Raw genomic sequence first — 18,270 nt, 5'->3', positions numbered from 1 at the left:
CCTCTAAAGGGTTGCTTCCAGGTCTTCCAGGATGCGGGCGAACTCGTCGCTGCCGGGCGCCGCCCCCGCCACCTGCCCCTGGTACGCCGCATCGAGCAGCGCCGTGAATTCATCGCCGGACGCCGCGGCGGGCGCGCTGCTGCCGGCAAAGCCGAGCGCCTTCAGCTGCACGCAGACCGCGCCTTGCGCATCCATCAGGTCCACATCCAGCGTCAGCGCGTCCGAGGCGGCCTCGTACGCCGGCCGCACCCACGCGTACATCGGGCCATTGCACGGTGCCAGTACCCGCGCCGCCCCCAGCGTGGCCGGCTCCGGGGTGCCGCCGTGCGGCTGCAGCGAGGCCGCCAGTGCCGCGGCGCTTTGCAGCGCACCGTCGAGCAGCGCCGGATGCAGCACGTGGCCGTCGTCCCCGGCATGGCCGGCCGGCAGTGCCAGCTGCGCCAGCGACTGCCGGTAACCGCGATACAGCGCGATGACCGTGTGCAGCAGCGGGCCGCGCGGCGCGGCTTTGGCGAGCAAGGCCGCGCTCTGGGCCGCATCGAGCGCCCCGTACGCCATCAGCGCCTTAAGCTGGGCCACATCGAGCCGGCGCGGCGCCGGGCTGGGCAGCCAATGCACGCTGCCGGCGCAGTACGGAGTGGTGCCGCCCTGGATCTCGAACAGCACGGCGCCGTCGCGCCCGGCACGCAGGTCGATGCCGAACGGGATGCCCGGCACCGGCGCAGGCGGCGCCGACCAGACCAACTGCCGCAGTTCGGGCACCATGCCCTCGGCCGCCGGCTGCGCCAGCGCCGTCGCGGCGCGCGCCATTTCCACGCAGGCCATCGCCGGCAGCGTGCCGTGGTGGTCGGTGAGGAACCATTCGCGGCCGCTGAAGACGCTGGCGTAGCGCTGCTGCCCCAGCGTCGAGACATTGGCATGCACCAGCGGATGCAGCGCCGCCGCCGTGCCCGGCCGGGCGGCTTTGGCGCGGGTGGCGATCCAGTGCCGGTCGCGGGCGAACGGGTAGCCCGGCAGGCTCAGCCGGCGCGGGCTTGCCGCCGTGCGCTGCAGCCGCTGCCAGTCCGGATCGACCCCGTCGACCCAGGCCTGCGCCAACGCGACCAGGTCGCCGGTGGCCAGCCAGCCTTCGAGCTGTGCCGCGCCGGCCGCCTCGCCGGCGGCCAGCGTGCTCAGGCCCTGTTCGTTCCTGCGATAGCGGGCGACGCGGCCACGGTGGACGCCCGGCGCCAGGGCCGCGCCGTCGACGAAGGCGCGCAACTGGTCACCCAGCTGGTCGCGCGACCCGGCCACCAGTGCCAGCCGCTCCTCCATCGGATCGCGCCCCACCTGCAGCGTGTACGCAAGGTCGGCCAACGGCGCATCGTGCGTGTCCAGATGGGCCAGCAGCGCCGCCGCGTAGTCCTTGAGTCGCTCGCCGCTGCGGGCCGACAGCAGCACCAGTTGCGGACCGGCCGGCGATGCCGCGGTCGCGGGCGCCAGGTATTCCTCCAGCACCACGTGCGCATTGGCGCCGCCCCAGCCGAACGAGCTGACACCGGCCCTTCTGGGCAGCGGTGCGCCGTCCGCGCCGACCGGGGCCGCCCAGGCGGTGGTCCTGGCGGCGATGTAGAACGGGCTGCCTTCAAGGTCGATGTAGGGGTTGAGCGTCTCGAAATGCAGCAGCGCCGGGATCTGGCGGTGCTTGATCGCCAGCAGCACCTTGAGCAGGCTGGCGATGCCGGCGGCCGGCTCCAGATGGCCGATGTTGGTCTTGACCGAGCTCAGACCGCAGTGCGGCACGGTGGGCGCTGCCCTGCCGTGCTTGCGGTACAGGTCGGAGAATGACTTCTTCAGCGCCTGGATCTCGATCGGATCGCCCAGGCTCGTGCCGGTGCCGTGGCATTCGATGTAGCCGACCGTGGCCGGATCGATCTGCGCCTTGTCGTAGGCTTCGAGCAGCAGCTCGGCCTGTGCCTTGGGATTGGGCGCGGTCAGCATGGTGACGCGGCCGCCGTGGTTCTCGGCGGTGGCCCTGACCACGGCATAGATGGGGTTGCCGTCCTGCTGCGCCCGATCGAGCGGCTTGATCAGGATCGCCCCCGAGCCCTCGCCGCGCACATAGCCGTTCGCGTCCTTGTCGAAGGTCTTGCAGCGGCCGTCGGTGCTGAGCATGCCGGCCGAACTGAGCGAGATATGGCCGACCGGCGTCAGCATCACCTGCACACCGCCGACGATGGCCATGTCGCAGCTGCCGGTGTGGATGGATTCGATCGCCCGGTGCAGCGCGATCAGCGAGCTGGAGCACGCGGTATCGAGCGGCGCGCTCGGCCCGCGCAGGTTGAGCAGGAACGAGATGCGGTTGGCCAGGATGGAGTGCGAGTTGCCCGAGGCCGAGAAGCCGTCCAGCGTCGATTCGTTCTCGGCGAGCACGTCCACATAGTCCTTGGCCGAGACGCCGACGAACACGCCGGTGCGGGTGCCGGACAGGTCGGACACGCGGTGCCCGGCGTCCTCGATCGCGTGCCACACCGTCTCGATGAAGAGGCGCTGCTGCGGGTCCATCATCTCCGCCTCGCGCGGGGTGATGCCGAAGAACAGCGGGTCGAAGCGGTCAATCCCGGTCATGAACCCGCCCCAGCGCGAGTTGGACTTGTTCACTTCCTTGATCGGGTTGCCGTCGTAGTCCTCCCAGCGCCAGCGGTCACGCGGGATCTCGGTGACGAGGTTGCGCGCGTGGCTGAGGTGATCCCAGAACGTCTCCAGGTCGTCCGACTGGGGCATGCGCCCGGCGATGCCGACGATGGCGATCGGCATGTCGGCAAAGCGGCGCTCGCGCGAGAAGTCGCCTCCCGGCGCCGGCTGCGGTGCCACGACGGCCCGGCGCTTGTCGATGGCGCCGGGCATGGCGCCGGGCGCCGCAACCGGCACGGGCGCGATGGCCGGTGCCGCGGCAGCCACCTCGTGCACCCGGCGCACGGCATCGGCATGCTGGGTGGCGAGCACGCCGGCGACCGCGCGGATCGACGGGTACTCGAAGAACAGGATGGGGTTGACCTCCAGCTGGTAGCGGTCATTGATCGCATTGGCGAAGGTGGTCAGGCCGATCGAATCGAAACCCAGGTCGAGCAGGATGCTGTCCAGCGCCAGATCGGCCGCATCCAGCTTGAGCAGCGTCATCACGATCTGCGACAGCGCTGCGGTCACCGCGGCGCTGAGATCGCCGTCGCCCGCCGCCGGCGCCGGTGATGGCGATGCGACGGGCGCGGTGTCGCGTGCGATGCCCCACGCCTGCTCGATCTTGGCCTGTACGCCTTCGAGCACCGCCACCTGCGGCAGCGGCGAAGCGAGCCAGCGTGCGAACGCCGCAAGGCCGAACGCGGTGGACAGCGGCCGGATGCCGAGCCGGTTCCTGAAGAAGAGCTCGGTCTGCTCGTCCAGCTGCATCCCACCCTCGGCCCACAGCGACCAGTTCAGGCTGAGCGTGTGCCCCGAGCGCCGGCCGGCGGCGACGAGCCGTTGCCGCGCCACGGCGAACGAATCGAGGTAGTGGTTGGCGAAGGCGTAGTCGCACTGCCCGGTGTTGCCGCCGATCGCCGCCAACGACGAGAAGGTGACAAAGAAATCCAGGTCGTCCGCGCGGGTCTGTCGGTCCAGATGGAAGGCGCCGAAGAGCTTGGGCGCGAACACCGCGGCCATGTCCTCGCGGGTCTTGTTCCTGAGGAAGGCGTCGCGCAGTACCCCGGCGGCATGCACGATGCCGTCCAGCCGGCCGAAGCGCGCCTTCGCCTCGCCCAGCACGCGCTGCACGTCCTCGGCGCGGGCGATGTCGGCACGCAGATAGAGCACCTGCGCCCCGCCCGCCTCCAGCGCCTGCAGCCGGCGCTGCTGTTCGGCCGACAGGGCCGAACGCCCGGTCAGCACCAGCCGTGCGTCGCATTGGCCGGCCAGGAATTCGGCGAAGATCAGCCCCAACCCACCGGCGCCGCCGGTGATCAGGTAGACCCCACGCTGCCGCAGTGCGACGCCCGGCCGTGCCGATTGCCGTGCCGCCTCGACCGGCAGCCGTTCGAGCACCCGGACGTAACGCACGCCGGCGTCGTAGCGCACAGTGCTCTCATGCTGTGCATCCGGATGCAGTTCGGCCAGCGCCAGCGCCAGCGCCTCGTCCGGCGCCAGCGTCGGCGGCAGCGCGAGCGCCTTGCAGTCGATGCGCGGGTTTTCCAGCCGCAGGCTCCTGGCGAAGCCGTTGATCGCTTCGTGCTGCGGCTGCGGTGCCTCCGGCGTGGCGCGGTACAGATACAGCAGCCGGGTGCGGCCGGCCGGCTTGTGCACAATCAGCGCCTGACAGAAGAAGAAGAAGGCGTAGACGCCACGCTCCAGCATGTGCGACAGCGTGGCCGCGTCGTCAGGGGTGCCGGGCTCGGGCCAGCCGTAGCACACCTGCTCGACGGCAAAGCCGCGCTGCGCCAGCGCGTCGAACAGCAGCGCGTAATCCTGCCGTTGGCCCGGATCGATCCGGTAGCAGTCCTGATCCAGCTGCGCGAAACCCTCGCCCGGCAACACCAGCACCGACGCGATGCCGCGACGGGCGCAGGCCTGCTGCAGCGCCGGGTCGCTGCCGAAGATCAGCAGCGGCCGCGCCTCGTCGGGCTGCGCGGCCAGCGGCAAGGCATGCCAGGCGTGGCCGTAGTACAGCTCGGCAAAGGCGTCCTCGGGCGCTGCCGGGACGACCGGCGGGCGCTTGTCGTGCACATTCGAGAGCGGTACACCGACCGAGTCGCGGATGCGGGCCAGCACCTTGCCGGTCTCGTCGACCAGCGTCACCTGCTCGCGCGACACGCCGCCCTGCCCGCCCGGCGCCTTGGTCACATAGCTGTAGCAGGTGCGCGTCAGCGGGTGCAGCAGCTCGACTTCGCCGATCGAGTACGGCACCTTCATCTGGCCGTCGGTGTCGCCCAGCTGGCCGGCCACGCCGGCCTGCATCGCGGCGTCGAACAGGCACGGATGCAGCACGAATTCGTCGAAATCGGCGGCACGCGACTCGGGCAGCCGCAGCAGCCCCAGCACTTCATCCTTGCCGGTGCAGACCTCCTGCAGCAGCTGGAAGCTCGGGCCGTAGCTCAGCCCCACCGCCTCGAACAGCGGATAGGCGTCCTTGCCGGACAGGGTTTTGGCCGCCCTGGCGCGGATGGCGGCCAGATCCACGTATTCCGGGGCGGCCGGGGCAGCCTGCCCGTCCTCGTACAACAACTTGCCCTGGGCGTAGACCCGCCTGGCGCCGGCCTCCTCGCCGGACACCTCGAAGGCCACCGCATCGGCCAGCGGTGTCAATTCGATCTGCACGTGGACCGGCGCGTCCGCGACGGCAAGCGGGCTGACCCAGGTGATGTTGCGCAGCGTGCGCACCGTGCGTCCCGTGGCGAGCTCGCCGGCCTTGCGCGCCAGATCCAGATAGGCAGTGCCCGGCAGCGTGGGGATGCCCGAGACCACATGGTCGCGCAGGAAGAATTCCTGGCGTGAGAACGCCTTGCGGAACAGCTGGCGCTGGAACGTCGATTCGTTGCTGTCGATCAGCGGATGCAGCCGCGCCGTGGCCGGCGTCAGCGCGATGGCGCCGCCGGAAGCGCCGATCCAGTGGCGTTTGTCGGCGAACGGATAGGTGGGCAGCGAGACGCGCCGGCCCTGTTCGCAAAAGCCGCTGCAATCGGGCAGAAGCCCGTCTATCCACAGCCGCGCCAGCTTGTGCGGATCGCGGCTGGCGCACAGCAGTTCGACGAATTGCGCCTTTTCCTGACGGTTGAGCAGCCGGGCGAGGCCGTCGGCCTCCTTCGCGTGCCCGACCAGCACGTCGGCCTCCTCGCGCCCGGCGAGGAAGGCATCGAGCCCGGCGATCAGCGCGGCGCGACTGGCGCAGACCAGCGCCAGGCGATGGTCGAACGATTTGCGCCCGTGCTGCAGCGTGAAGGCGACGTCGACCAGCCGTTGCCCGGCATCGGCCGCCAGATGCGCACGCAGGCGGCCGGCCATCGCGCGCAGTTGCCCATCGCTGCGCGCCGACAACGGGAACACCAGCGCGCCGGCCGGCGCCAGGGCGGCCGCGGCGGGGTCCGGTACGGCTGCATGCTGCTCGATCACCACGTGGGCGTTGGCGCCGCCGGCACCGAACGAGCTGATGCCGGCGCGCAGCGGATGGCGCACGCCGTCGATGTCCTTGCCGTGCCATGGCGCCAGCTGCTGCTGCACCTGGAACGGCGAGGCGGCGAAATCGATATGCGCGTTGCGCTGCGCCGAGTGCAGCGACGGCACCAGCGTGTGGTGCTTCATCTGCAGCAGCACCTTGGACACGCCGACCACGCCGGCAGCGGCCTCCAGATGGCCGATGTTGGTCTTGACCGAACCGACCGGGCAGGATTGCGGTGCCACCGCGTCGCGCTCGAATGCCTGCGTCAGGCCGGCGATCTCGATCGGGTCGCCCAGCTCGGTGCCGGTGCCGTGCGCCTCGATATAGCCGATGGTGCGCGCGTCCACGCCGGCGCGGGCCAGCGCAGCGGCGATCAGCTCGCCCTGCGCCTTGGGATTGGGCACGGTGTAGCCGCTGGCACGGCCGCCATGGTTGACCACGGCGCTCTTGATCACCCCGTAGATCTGGTCCTTGTCCTGCAGCGCCTGCGCCAGCGGCTTGATGAAGAGCGCGCCCACGCCCTCACCGGCCACATAGCCGTTGGCGCCAGCGCCGAAGCTGCGGCAGACACCGTCGTCCGAGAGCGCGCCGCCCGCATGGTTGATGTCGAACTTGTGCTGGTGCAGATCGAGGTTGACCCCGCCGACCAGCGCGCTGCAGGCATCGCCGTTGTGGATGGCCTCGCAGGCAAGGTAGAGCGCGGTCAGGCTGGACGAGCAGGCGGTATCGACCGTCATGCTCGGCCCGGTGAGGTTCATCCAGTACGAGACGCGATTGGCGATGCTCCACAGGAAGGAATTGGGGTTCGCCTCGCGGCCCGTGAGCTTGGCCTCGACCCCGGCGATCTGATACATCGCCCACACCGCGCCGACGAACACACCCACATTACGCGGCGCGCCTTCGCCAGCCAGACTCTCCGGGTAGTAGCCGGCATCCTCCAGCGCTTCCCACGCTACTTCGAGGAACAGCCTTTCCTGCGGGTCGAGCACTTCGGCTTCGCGCGGCGAGATGTTGAAGAACAGCGAGTCGAATCTATCCACGTCATCGAGGAAGCCGCCGCGGTAGCTGCGGCTGAAACCGGTGTCCACCCGCGCCGCGAGGCGCGCCGGCGGCAGCTCGCCCACGCAATCCCGGCCCGCCTTCAGGTTTTCCCAGAACGAGGCCATGTCGGCCGCCTTGGGGTAGCGTCCGGCCATGCCGACGATCGCGATATCGCCGCGCGCGCCAGCCGGCGCGGTCACCGGCACGGGCTGGGCCGCCGGCTGTGGCGCGGGGAGCTGCCCGGTGGCGGCATGCGGCACGTTGCAGTCGCCGGCGGTTGAGGCATCCACCGCGGTCGCGGCGTGGTAGCGGAGCAGCGCGTAGCGGGTCTGGCCCGGCACACCGGCCAGCCTGAGTTCGGGAATGTCACGCGGCATGCGCAGCGCGGCGACAAGGCGACGGGCGATCGCGTCGATCTCATCCTCCTTGAGCCCCATCGGCACCGCCAGCCGCACCTGTCCGTCGAGTGGCGATTGCTTCTGCATGCCCACGCTGTGCAGGCCGGCACGGATGCCGGTGTTGAGGTACAGCCAGGCCACGAACGAGGCGGCCGGCTGTTCGAGGTCGCGGAACGGCGGCAAGCGCTTGGCGTCGATCACCACGCAATGCCCGCCGGCGGGCGAGACCACCGGCACCCCCGCCTCGCTGAGCGCACGCCAGAGCGACTCGACCGCCCGCATCCGCCGCACCACCCGGGTCTCGATCTGCCGGCGCTGCTGCAGCGCGAGCGCGACCAGCTTCTTCTCGATCACGTTCAGGCCGCCGCCGTGCTGTTGCTGCAACGCCTGCAGCCGGCGCAGCAGCGCCTCGTCGTTGGTGGCGATCAGCCCGCCCTTGTCGATGCAGAAATCCTTGGCGAGGCTGGCGATCACCACATCGGCACAGCCCAAAAGGTCGGTGGCGGCCTGCCACAGCGTGCGGCCGGCGTACTCCGGTGCGTGCTCGACCAGGTACTGCGCGTTTTCCAGCACCCGCGTCGCATCCAGCACCAGCGCGATGCCATGCGGCGCCAGCAATGCCTTGACCGCCTGCAGATGCGCCACCGGAACCGGCAGCCCGCCGGCGGCGTTGTCGCTCAGCTCGATACAGACAAAGGCGACCTGCGCGGCGTGCCCGGCGAGATAGTCGCGCAGCGCCGCCTCGTCCAGTCCGGCGCGGCACGGCTCCTGCGCATCGGCGCGCAACAGCGCCGGGTGCGGCAGCTCGTGCGGCGTGTAGCCCTGGTCGATCTGGTGGTAAAGGCCGGTCGGGAACAGCAGGTTCTGCAGCACCACCCCTTTGCGCGGCCAGGCCTGGCAGAACAGCTGCTCGGCGCTGCGGCCGGCATCGGTGAGCACGAAATGCCGGAACGGGAACACCGCGGCGAGGCACTGCTCGACATCCACGCCTTGCTGCAGCTGCGTGCGCAGGTGCGCCATCTGCGCGGCGACGAAGGGCGCGGCTGCGAGCTGCGCCCACGAATCGGTCTTCAGGTCGTGCTCGACCTCCCCGGCCGGCAGATCGAAGGGATCGAAACCGACCTTGGCCAGCGCACGCCCGCGCGGTGTCCCGACCACGGGCGCCGCCGCAGCGGCGACTGCACCAGGGGCGACCACGTCCGCCCGCCCCAGCACCTCGGCGGCATTGTGGTTGGCCGTGTCCGGGGTCTGTGCCTTGGCCGGGTCGGCGATCGACATGATGATGTCGACGACATTGTCGGCCTTGCCGCTGCCCACCGGCCGGCACAGGTAGATGATGCGGTTCTCGGGGCGGAACTTGTTCTTGAACTGCAGGTTGCCTTCGTCGTTGAAGATCTGCTGCCGGTGCAGATCATCGAGCAGCCGGTCGATCCCGGGGTCGGCGTGCGGCGAGGACGCCAGCCGGCAGCCATAGGTGCCGCCCAGGCTGAGCATCGCGCATCCCTCGGCGGCCAGCGCCTTGATGATGTTGACGATGGCGAATTCGAGCCCGCCCAGCGGCATGTCCTGGCCGTAGAACTCCAGGTCCATCAGATAGCCGTTGAGCGACGCGCACATCTGCGAGACCAGGATGACGTTCTGCAGCACGTCGTCCAGGTAGGTCAGGAAGATGCGGTGCTGCACATGCAGCGCGCCGGCGAGGATCTCCTGCCGGACAAGATGGATCAGCGGGTTGACCATGGTCTTGCCCGCGCACCAGCGGTCGATCACCTCGGCAATCGCGTGATCCACCTTCGCGTCGCTGCCGCAGTGGTATTCCTGCGTGCGGCAGGTGCCGGCCTTCTCGAATTTGGCCACCTGGTAACGCAGGCGCCGCATCGGGCCGCCGTCGAGCGAGAACGCACCGATGTCCAGCACCCGCTGCAGCGCACCGAACGGCGTGGCGGAGAACGGCACGCCATCGATCAGGCCCGGCACCTCGTCCAGGAACAGGTTGAGCTGGAAGCCGTGCCCGCTGCAGTAGCGGTGCATCTCCGCCGCCAGCTCCGCGAAGTAGTCCGCCGGGCCGGTATAGGCGTAGACCAGGATCAGATCGTTGCTGCGGCAGTAGTTGAAGTAGCCGTTGCGCGTGCTGCCGACAAACAGGTTGGGCGCAATGTTGCGCGTGCCCCTGGAGACGCAGCCTTCGTTCTTGTGGCGCTCGAACAGGGCGTTCACCTGCGCCTGCAACGCCGGATAGCGCGGCAGGTCCTCTTCCAGAAGGCGCAGCGGCACGGCAGCTGCCGCCACCGGCCGGGCCGGCGTGGCAAGGGGCGGCGACGCCGGTGCCGCAGCCACGGCCGCTACGGGCCCCGACTGATCCGACCGACGGTGCGCCTGACCGAACCTGGCGTTCAGCACCGCCGGATGGCGCTCGACAAAGTAGCCGGCCAGTGCGCCGACGCTGAAGTATTCGAACAACAGGGTCTTGGGCAGCGTGCCGAAATCGGCCTCAAGCGCCTTGATCATTTTCAGCACGCGAAAGGAATCGATCCCCAGCTCGGCGAACGGGGCCGACGCGTCGAAATCGGCGCTCGACGCAGCCGACACGTCGGCAAGCAGCGATTTGAGGTAGGACTCGGTCAACTCCTGCAGCATTTCCTGATTCAGCATGTCGTCCCCGTCGATACAGAAGCCGGCCGCACGCCAACCCGTTTCCGGCCACCATCGCCGCGATGGACTGCGGCAGTGGGCGCCCTGGGCCTGCCGACACACCCGGCAGCGGATCGCCTGTTGCCACTGGCGCAGTGGAGCGCCTTGGGTGATCCGCCGGCTTGCGACGTTGATGCGGACACAGGCAGGCGATTGGCGTCGATGCGCCTTTCAAACCATCGATGCGTAATCCGCCGGGCGATTGGCAGCGCAATTGGCCAGGGATCACCCCTTCGCCTGACAAAGATCGGCATACGCCGATGCCATGCGCGATTGCATTGAAAAGCCGGCCAACGCTTCAGGCGATATGCGGCCCTGGCCGCTCAATGCCCGGTTGAGTTGCGTCGCCAATGTATCGAGTACCGTTCACAGGGAGAACTACACGAACATGTAGTTGTTCCGGTACTGCCGATTCAGATATGTTTCGTGGCGACTGTGGATATGCAAATTAAGGGCGGCGGCTCGAAATGGATATTTCGTTGGTCAGGAAGGGAAACCATTCTTTTTCCAGCTCGGATGAGCATGAGATGTATCGCCTGCGACATCAGATGTTCCATGACCGGCTGGCATGGGATGTCAATACGCAGGATGGGCTGGAATTCGACGATTTCGACCGGCTGGACCCGCCTTATGTCATTGCCAGGGACGAACGGATTCTATGCGGTTGCTGGCGGATTCTTCCGACGACCGGCGCCAATATGCTGCGCGACGTGTTTCCGCAATTGCTTTGCGGTGCGCCCGCCCCGTGCGGCGAGGATATATGGGAATTAAGCCGTTTTGCCGTGCTCAGGCAGAAATCCGACGCATTCGGATTTTCCAGGCTGCCATTGCAGATGATGGAATATATCGTGCAGCTGGCGCGCCAGCAGGGCATCACCCAATTGGTGACGGTCACGACCGCCGGGCTCGAAAGGCTGCTGCGACACGCGGGCTTGAGACCCCGTCGGCTGGGGCCGATGCTCAGCATCGGCGTCGCACGGACGATCGCGTTGTCGTTCGACACCAGCGAGGCCACGCTGGCCGCGCTGACGCACTCGATCAGCGCCTGCGCACCACCGGCGGCCGACCGGACGGCGCGCTATATCAGCCCGAACGCCACCGCCTTGGCCACCGCCTGATGGCGGTTGGTGACATCGAACTTCTGCAGGATGTTGCGCATGTGGTAGCTCACGCCATGCTCGGAAATGCTGACCAGCCTTGAGATTTCCCAGGTGCTCTTGCCCCCGGCCACCCATTTGAGGATCTCGGCTTCGCGCTTGGTCAGCTTCGGTGGCAACGCCATGTGCTGGCCCTTGATGATGCGGCGCATCGCCTCATGGGTCAGCGTGGCGAGCAGCGATCCGCACATCAGCATCTCCCGCACGTGGCGCCGGGCATCGTTGTCCGAGTGGGCGATCGCCAGGCTCAGCAGCGCCACATCACCGTTCCGGCTGTGCACCGGCAGCGACATGCCCTCGGACAACCCATGCATGCGTGCCTCTTCCCGCAGGTTGCGCTGCGTTTCGTTGACATACATGCCCTCATTCCAGATCAACGGTGAAACCGACGTGAGCGAATGGCAAACCACGGGGTCGATTTGCATATAACATCGCTGGTCGTATTTCTCCCGCCACGCCGGATCGTAGTTGGATTCGATCTGTTGCACATGGCGCGCGCCATCGAAATGGAACCGCCCACCATATAGAAAGGCATCGAATCCCAATTTGCCGCTCAGTTGGACCAGCGCACTGTTCACCTGATCAAAGGTCTTGCAATCGTTCAGGCGCAGGATTTCGGTGATCAGCTGCAGGCTGTCAAACCCGTCTTCGTGGGCAGGACGGCGGCTTGAATTGCTGGACAATACCGTAAAGCCTGCCGGGGGGACCACGTTCGGGATCGCCTGTTCCAATTCCCGGTGGTGGCCTTCCCGCTCCGGCAATCGATATGGATCTTCCTTGGCAATTGCCTCACCATCCAGATGGCATATCAGCGTGGCGCGTTCAAACAGCTCATCGTCCAGATTCAAACCCATCCTTATACCCTCCTGCACTGGGCATTATCCAAGCGCTTTTTATTGAATTCTTATATAAGCCAATGGTAATTCCGAGGCGGGTTCCTCTCCCGCCGGGAGAACAGATCGATTATGACACCCTTATCCGATTGCCAACCCGTGTAATTACGTTTTGCAAGGTACCGCAAAAAAAAAGCAATTACCGGACTAAACAGATGCAGTGACGAAATTGTGCAACGGATTGCGATATCGCCAGCCGTTGCCGGCCCGGGCAGCCCGCCGTGGCATCGCGCCACAACCGCTGGCCGGACCTTGCTGCGGTCACCCGGGGCGATGCCGCTGCACCGCAGCCATGCATTGCACTGGCACCGGCAGGCATCGGACCACCCGGCAGGCGGGGCGGCAGGGGGTCCATCCCTGGCGGGTCCACCCTCGTGCGCGGCCCGGTTGCGCCGCGGGCGAGACTGCAATCGGGCAGCGGACCCGCCCGGCCCGGGCCGTCAGCAATGCCATCGGACCGGGAACACGGCACCGGGTTGGACATAGCGGCAGCGGAAGGACCGGGATCACGGCCCTTCCGCGGAGTACATCGTCCCGGCGCAGGCGGTGCCGGCGATTCAGCCAGCCGGATGCGCCGGTGGCGACGCCGGCCATCTGTGCATCCATGGAACAGCTGCGCAACGAGGGGAGCGTCGGGCATGGGCGGCCTGCAGGTAGGCGGTGCGAAAGGCGACATCATGTCGAAACAGTGTGTCGCGAATATGACGGACAAAGTCAGCGGGGACCCTGCCACCAACAAGATTACTGTCGTTGCATTTGACAGGATGTGCAATCTGCCGGTTGGCGGCTTTTGGGCGACCAACGCTCACAAAGCTTTCATTTTTTCTTCGCCCTTCAAACGGATGCCGGTATTGGCAGCCTGCGCCAGCCCGCCGCGCCGTTGCGGGGCGGGCATGACCGCCTGAAGCGCTTTCACAGCACAACGCGCGTTTGCTACCATTGCGCGTTTGGTTCTCGGGCATGACATCATGCATAAGTGCTTGTTTTCGCTGATGCTTGTTGCAAGCATCGCCACGGCGCACGCGCAGCGGCTGCTGCCGGCGCAAGGCCAGCCGGGCGAATTGGCCGGTTTTGCACCGCCGCAGGTGAAGATCGACAGCAAGGTCTACACCACTGCGCCGGGGCTGCGCATCCATGGTCTGCAGAACACATTGCTGACCCCTGGCACGGTGCCGCAGCGGGCCTATGTGTGGTTCCAGCTTGAGCCCAGCACCGGCTTCGTCTGGCGCATGTGGCTGCTGGACGCGGCCGAATACCGGCAGCTCAAGGCCCAGGCCAGGGCCAATCCGACTCCCATCCCCGCCTCACCAGCACGATAGAAACGGCATGAGCAAGAAAGTATTCATCAAGACCTTCGGCTGCCAGATGAACGAGTACGACTCGGACAAGATGGCCGATCTGCTGCACGTCACCGAAGGGCTGACCAAGACCGACAACCCCGAAGAGGCGGATGTCATCCTGTTCAACACCTGTTCCGTGCGCGAGAAGGCGCAGGAAAAGGTGTTCTCGGACCTGGGCCGCGTGCGCGAATTGAAGCAGCGCAACCCGGCACTGGTGATCGGCGTGGGAGGCTGCGTGGCCAGCCAGGAGGGTGCCGAGATCGTCAAGCGCGCGCCCTATGTGGACGTGGTGTTCGGGCCGCAGACCCTGCACCGGCTGCCCGAGCTGATCGCCAGGAAGCGTGAGACCGGTGCGGCGCAGGTGGACATCTCGTTCCCCGAGATCGAAAAATTCGACCACCTGCCCCCGGCACGTGTCGAAGGCGCGACCGCATTCGTCTCGATCATGGAAGGCTGCTCCAAGTTCTGCAGCTTCTGCATCGTGCCGTATACACGTGGCCAGGAGGTGAGCCGCCCGTTCGAGGACGTGCTGGCCGAAGTGGCGGATCTGGCGCAACAGGGCGTGAAGGAGGTGACGCTGCTGGGGCAGAACGTCAACGCCTATCGCGGCAGGATCCTGGACGGCGGGCCGGACGAGGTGTGCGACTTCGCGATGCTGCTCGAATACGTGCACGAGATCCCGGGCATCGAGCGCATCCGCTACACCACGAGCCATCCCAAGGAAGTGACCCAGCGGCTGATCGACTGCTACCGCACGCTGCCCAAGCTGGTCTCGCACCTGCATCTGCCGGTGCAGGCCGGGTCCGACCGCGTGCTGGTGGCGATGAAGCGTGGCTACACCACGCTGGAATACAAGAGCCTGGTGCGCAAACTGCGCGAGGCGCGCCCGGACATCTGCCTGTCGTCCGACTTCATCGTCGGCTTCCCGGGGGAGACCGAGGACGACTTCGAGCGCACCATGAAGCTGATCGAGGAGGTGCGCTTCGACGCGAGTTTCAGCTTCCTGTACAGCATGCGGCCCGGCACGCCGGCGGCCGACCTGCCGGACGACGTGCCGCAGGAGGTGAAGACCCGGCGCCTGATGCACCTGCAGGCGCGCATCGAGGCGCTGGCGCAGGAAGTCAACCGCGCCATGGTCGGCACAGTGCAGCGGGTGCTGGTCGAAGGCCATGCCCGCAAGAACGCCGCCGAGCTTGCCGGCCGTACCGACAACAACCGTATCGTCAATTTCGAAGGCCCGGCGCGCCTGATCAACCAGTTCGTCGACGTACTGGTGACCGAGGCGCTGCCGCACAGCCTGCGCGGGCGCATCGTCACCCGCGAAACCGTGGCGGCCTGACCCGCCCCTCAAGGACCCCTGATGGCAACCAAAGGCTTCTCCCGCAGCACCGTCGCCCCGCTCACCGAAGCGGAACTGGACGAACTGGCGGCCTTCCTCGATTCGGATGCCACACCCGAGGAATGCATGGATCTTTCGATGCTGCACGGTTTTGTCACCGCCGTGCTGGTCTCGCCGGTCGAGCCCCTGCCCGAGGCATGGCTGCCGTCGGTGTGGGGCGAAGGCGAGGAGCGTCCCGGATTCGAGTCGACGCAGCAGCAGACCCGGATCGAAGACCTGATCCTGCGCCTTTACAACCAGCTGGCCGATGAGCTGGCCTCCGATCCGCCGACCTTCACCCCCATGGTGTATGTGGACGAGGACAGCGGCACCGATATCGCCCAGCAATGGTGTTACGGCTTCATGCTCGGCACCTCGCTCGATCCGGAAGGCTGGCAACCGCTGCTGGAGGACGAGGACGGCATCGAGCTGATCGGCCCCATCCTGGACTGCGCCGACGAGGATGCGCGCGCGGAGCTGGCCGAGGCCGGGGAAGACGTGGTGCAGTTCGAACACCAGCTTGCCGCCGCCCTGCCCGACCTGGTGCCGGGCATCCGCAGCTACTGGCAGGAACGCCAAGCCCCTGCGGCCGACAACGGCGGTCGCAGCCCACGCCGGCGCTAGGCTGATGGATGGCCCGCCCAAGCGGGCCGATGCAGCCGTCGGCCAGGGTATTGTTGCAATCCAGGCTGCGGCGGGCTTGTGTTTTACTGCCCAACCGCCATCTTCGATGCTGCCGCCGGCACCGGCTCGCTGCATGGCCGCTCCGGAAAATATGCCCTTCCCATGACCAAGGCCCCTGCTTTTGCATAACGACACCATTTCCTTCCTGCCAGCCGACAACACCCGGCTGGCCAACCTGTGCGGCCCGCTCGACGAGAACATCCGCCAGATCGAAACGGCACTGGATGTCGGGATTGCCCGGCGCGACGCGCATTTCCGCGTCTCGGGCAAGACGCGCCAGATCAAGCTTGCGCTCGACGCGCTGGAGTATTTCTACAACCAGGCGAGCGACCCGCTTGATATCGACGACATCCAGCTCGGGGTGATCGAGCTGACGCGCGCGCCCGACGATGCGCCGACTGACTCCGACGCCCCGATGCTCAAGACCCGTCGCGCGGACCTGCGCGGGCGGACCCCGCGTCAGACGCAGTACATCAAGGCGGTGATGGAGCACGACGTCACCTTCGGCATCGGCCCGGCCGGTACCGGCAAGACCTATCTGGCGGTCGCCTGTGCGGTGGACGCGCTCGAACGCGACGTGGTCAAGCGACTGGTGCTGGTGCGTCCCGCGGTCGAGGCCGGCGAGAAGCTGGGCTTCCTGCCGGGCGATCTGGTGCAGAAGGTCGATCCCTACCTGCGTCCGCTGTATGACGCGCTCTATGATCTGATGGGCTTTGACAAGGTCACCCGGCTGTTCGAGAAAGGCATCATCGAGATCGCCCCGCTCGCCTTCATGCGCGGACGCACGCTCAACCATTCGTTCGTGATCCTGGATGAGGCGCAGAACAGCTCGCCCGAGCAGATGAAGATGTTCCTGACCCGGATCGGCTTCGGCTCCAAGGCCGTCATCACCGGCGACCCCACCCAGATCGACCTGCCCAAGAACCAGAAGTCCGGCCTCGTCGATGCGCAGGACGTGCTGGCCGAGGTGCGCGGTATCGCGCTGCACTACTTCACCAGCGCCGACGTGGTGCGCCATCCACTGGTGCAGAAGATCGTCGACGCCTACGATCGCAAGACCAGGCAGCGCGAAGAGGATGCCGCCCGCAAGCGGGCCGAGCGCGATGCCGCATCCGGCAAGGACGGCGAGCGCCATGCCTGAGCGCGCCCGGCGCCCGGGCAGGGGACGACGATGAGCCGGCGGCTGAAGCTTGCGGTGCAGAACGCCACCGCCGCCACCGCGTTGCCGACCCGTGCACAGCTGAAAGCATGGGCCGAGGCGGCGCTGCAGCCCGGCGTGAAGCAGGCCGAGCTGACGCTGCGGCTGGTGGATGCGCCGGAAGGGCAGACACTCAACCGCGAATACCGTGGCAAGGACTACGCCACCAATGTGCTCACCTTCACCTTCGACGACCTGCCCGATATTCCCGGCCTGCCGTTGATGGGCGACCTGGTGCTGTGCGCGCCGGTGGTGGAACAGGAAGCACAGGAACAGGACAAGCCGGTGCTCGCACACTACTGCCATCTGGTGGTGCACGGGGTGCTACATCTGCAGGGCTACGATCATCAGCAGGAGGACGAAGCGCAGGCGATGGAAGCGTTGGAGGCGCAAATCGTCACGGCACTGGGTTATGATGATCCGTACCGAAGCGACAAGGAGTCCTGACCCAGATGGACGATGGCACGTCCTTAAGCGCCAAGAGCACTTGGCTGGAACGTCTGACCCACTTTCTGCTGCGTGAACCGGAAAACCGCGGCGAGCTCGTCGAGATCCTGCACAACGCCTTTGAACGCCATCTGCTCGACGCCGATGCACTGGCGATGATCGAGGGCGTGCTCAATGTCGGCGATCTCTTGGTGCGCGATGTGATGCTGCCGCGCAGCCAGATGGATGTCGTCGATGTGGCGATGCCGCCCGAGACATTCATTCCCTTCGTGATCGACACCGCCCATTCGCGTTTTCCGGTGATCGACGGCGACAAGGACAATGTGCTCGGCATCCTGCTCGCCAAGGATCTGCTGCACTACTACGCCAACCGCCAGTCCTTCGATATCCGCCATATCCTGCGCCCGGTCGTGTTCACGCCGGAGACCAAGCGGCTGAACATGCTGCTGGCGGATTTTCGCGGCACCCGCAACCATATGGCCATCGTTGTCGACGAGCACGGTGGCGTATCCGGCCTGATCACCATCGAAGACGTGATCGAACAGATCGTCGGCGACATCGCCGACGAATTCGACCAGACCGAGCTGTATATCGTACCCGCGCGCAACGGGCATTGGCGGGTCAAGGGCACTACCGAGATCTCGCACCTGAACGAGGCGCTTGGCACCCGGCTGCCGCTCGAAGAAGCGCGTACCGTCGCCGGCCTCGTGATCAACCATGTGGGGCATGTGCCGCAGCGTGGCGAGGTGGTCGAGGTCGAGGACTGCCGGTTCCGTGTGTTGCGTGCCGACAGCCGGCGCGTCCACACCGTGGCGGTGCAACGCCTGGCGTCGGTGCCGCAGGCCACGCCTTCATAATCCGCGCGCCACCGGCTTCCCCA

The 18,270-nt window shown here is 67.0% G+C and carries 10 protein-coding genes; 8 read left to right on the top strand and 2 right to left on the bottom strand.

Annotation, left to right across the window (positions count from 1 at the left end):
* Nucleotides 1–3: 3 nt before the first annotated feature.
* Entirely contained in the window at nucleotides 4–10,254 is a 10,251-nt protein-coding gene (locus tag N8I74_RS03720) for an SDR family NAD(P)-dependent oxidoreductase (RefSeq protein ID WP_263125578.1), read from the bottom strand.
* 506 nt (nucleotides 10,255–10,760) lie between these two features.
* On the opposite strand from N8I74_RS03720, the gene N8I74_RS03715 reads away from it, so the two are divergent.
* Entirely contained in the window at nucleotides 10,761–11,411 is a 651-nt protein-coding gene (locus tag N8I74_RS03715) for an acyl-homoserine-lactone synthase (RefSeq protein ID WP_263125577.1), read from the top strand.
* Here N8I74_RS03715 and N8I74_RS03710 read toward each other — a convergent pair.
* Nucleotides 11,372–12,304 (bottom strand): autoinducer binding domain-containing protein, encoded by a 933-nt coding sequence (locus tag N8I74_RS03710; RefSeq protein ID WP_263125576.1) that lies wholly within the window; start codon nucleotides 12,302–12,304, stop codon nucleotides 11,372–11,374. The two genes, N8I74_RS03715 and N8I74_RS03710, sit on opposite strands and share 40 nt — an antisense overlap.
* Nucleotides 12,305–12,981: 677 nt before the next feature.
* On the opposite strand from N8I74_RS03710, the gene N8I74_RS03705 reads away from it, so the two are divergent.
* The 7 genes from N8I74_RS03705 to N8I74_RS03675 all read left to right on the top strand — a co-directional run bounded on the left by N8I74_RS03705 (nucleotide 12,982) and on the right by N8I74_RS03675 (nucleotide 18,247).
* Complete coding sequence (locus N8I74_RS03705; RefSeq protein ID WP_263125575.1) at nucleotides 12,982–13,248, top strand: hypothetical protein; 267 nt, start codon at nucleotides 12,982–12,984, stop codon at nucleotides 13,246–13,248.
* An 87-nt stretch (nucleotides 13,249–13,335) separates the two neighbouring features.
* Entirely contained in the window at nucleotides 13,336–13,662 is a 327-nt protein-coding gene (locus tag N8I74_RS03700; protein WP_263125574.1) for a hypothetical protein, read from the top strand.
* A gap of 7 nt (nucleotides 13,663–13,669) precedes the next feature.
* Nucleotides 13,670–15,022 carry a tRNA (N6-isopentenyl adenosine(37)-C2)-methylthiotransferase MiaB gene (gene miaB / locus N8I74_RS03695; RefSeq protein WP_263125573.1) on the top strand — a complete coding sequence of 451 codons (1,353 nt, stop codon included), beginning with the start codon at nucleotides 13,670–13,672 and terminating at the stop codon, nucleotides 15,020–15,022.
* 21 nt (nucleotides 15,023–15,043) lie between these two features.
* On the top strand, nucleotides 15,044–15,685 hold the full coding sequence (locus N8I74_RS03690; protein ID WP_263125572.1) for a UPF0149 family protein: 642 nt from the start codon (nucleotides 15,044–15,046) through the stop codon (nucleotides 15,683–15,685).
* Between the two features lie 181 nt (nucleotides 15,686–15,866).
* On the top strand, nucleotides 15,867–16,886 hold the full coding sequence (locus tag N8I74_RS03685) for a PhoH family protein (protein ID WP_263125571.1): 1,020 nt from the start codon (nucleotides 15,867–15,869) through the stop codon (nucleotides 16,884–16,886).
* Nucleotides 16,887–16,916: 30 nt separating this feature from the next.
* Nucleotides 16,917–17,390, top strand: a complete 474-nt coding sequence (gene ybeY / locus N8I74_RS03680) for an rRNA maturation RNase YbeY (protein ID WP_263125569.1) — start codon at nucleotides 16,917–16,919, stop codon at nucleotides 17,388–17,390.
* A 5-nt stretch (nucleotides 17,391–17,395) separates the two neighbouring features.
* Nucleotides 17,396–18,247, top strand: a complete 852-nt coding sequence (locus tag N8I74_RS03675; protein ID WP_263125568.1) for an HlyC/CorC family transporter — start codon at nucleotides 17,396–17,398, stop codon at nucleotides 18,245–18,247.
* The last annotated feature ends 23 nt before the right edge of the window (nucleotides 18,248–18,270 follow it).

Source organism: Chitiniphilus purpureus (genome assembly GCF_025642115.1).
In the GTDB taxonomy this organism is placed as follows: Bacteria; Pseudomonadota; Gammaproteobacteria; order Burkholderiales; family Chitinibacteraceae; genus Chitiniphilus; species Chitiniphilus purpureus.
The sequence above is the reverse complement of the archived record's forward strand: the minus strand, read 5'-3'. Positions and strand labels throughout refer to the sequence as shown.

What these genes read in the sequence shown, in the direction of transcription:
- N8I74_RS03720 (WP_263125578.1), bottom strand. Translation starts at nt 10,254, where the DNA reads ATGCTGAATCAGGAAATGCTGCAGGAGTTGACCGAGTCCTACCTCAAA.
- N8I74_RS03715 (WP_263125577.1), top strand. Translation starts at nt 10,761, where the DNA reads ATGGATATTTCGTTGGTCAGGAAGGGAAACCATTCTTTTTCCAGCTCG.
- N8I74_RS03710 (WP_263125576.1), bottom strand. Translation starts at nt 12,304, where the DNA reads ATGGGTTTGAATCTGGACGATGAGCTGTTTGAACGCGCCACGCTGATA.
- N8I74_RS03705 (WP_263125575.1), top strand. Translation starts at nt 12,982, where the DNA reads ATGGGCGGCCTGCAGGTAGGCGGTGCGAAAGGCGACATCATGTCGAAA.
- N8I74_RS03700 (WP_263125574.1), top strand. Translation starts at nt 13,336, where the DNA reads ATGCTTGTTGCAAGCATCGCCACGGCGCACGCGCAGCGGCTGCTGCCG.
- miaB (WP_263125573.1), top strand. Translation starts at nt 13,670, where the DNA reads ATGAGCAAGAAAGTATTCATCAAGACCTTCGGCTGCCAGATGAACGAG.
- N8I74_RS03690 (WP_263125572.1), top strand. Translation starts at nt 15,044, where the DNA reads ATGGCAACCAAAGGCTTCTCCCGCAGCACCGTCGCCCCGCTCACCGAA.
- ybeY (WP_263125569.1), top strand. Translation starts at nt 16,917, where the DNA reads ATGAGCCGGCGGCTGAAGCTTGCGGTGCAGAACGCCACCGCCGCCACC.
- N8I74_RS03675 (WP_263125568.1), top strand. Translation starts at nt 17,396, where the DNA reads ATGGACGATGGCACGTCCTTAAGCGCCAAGAGCACTTGGCTGGAACGT.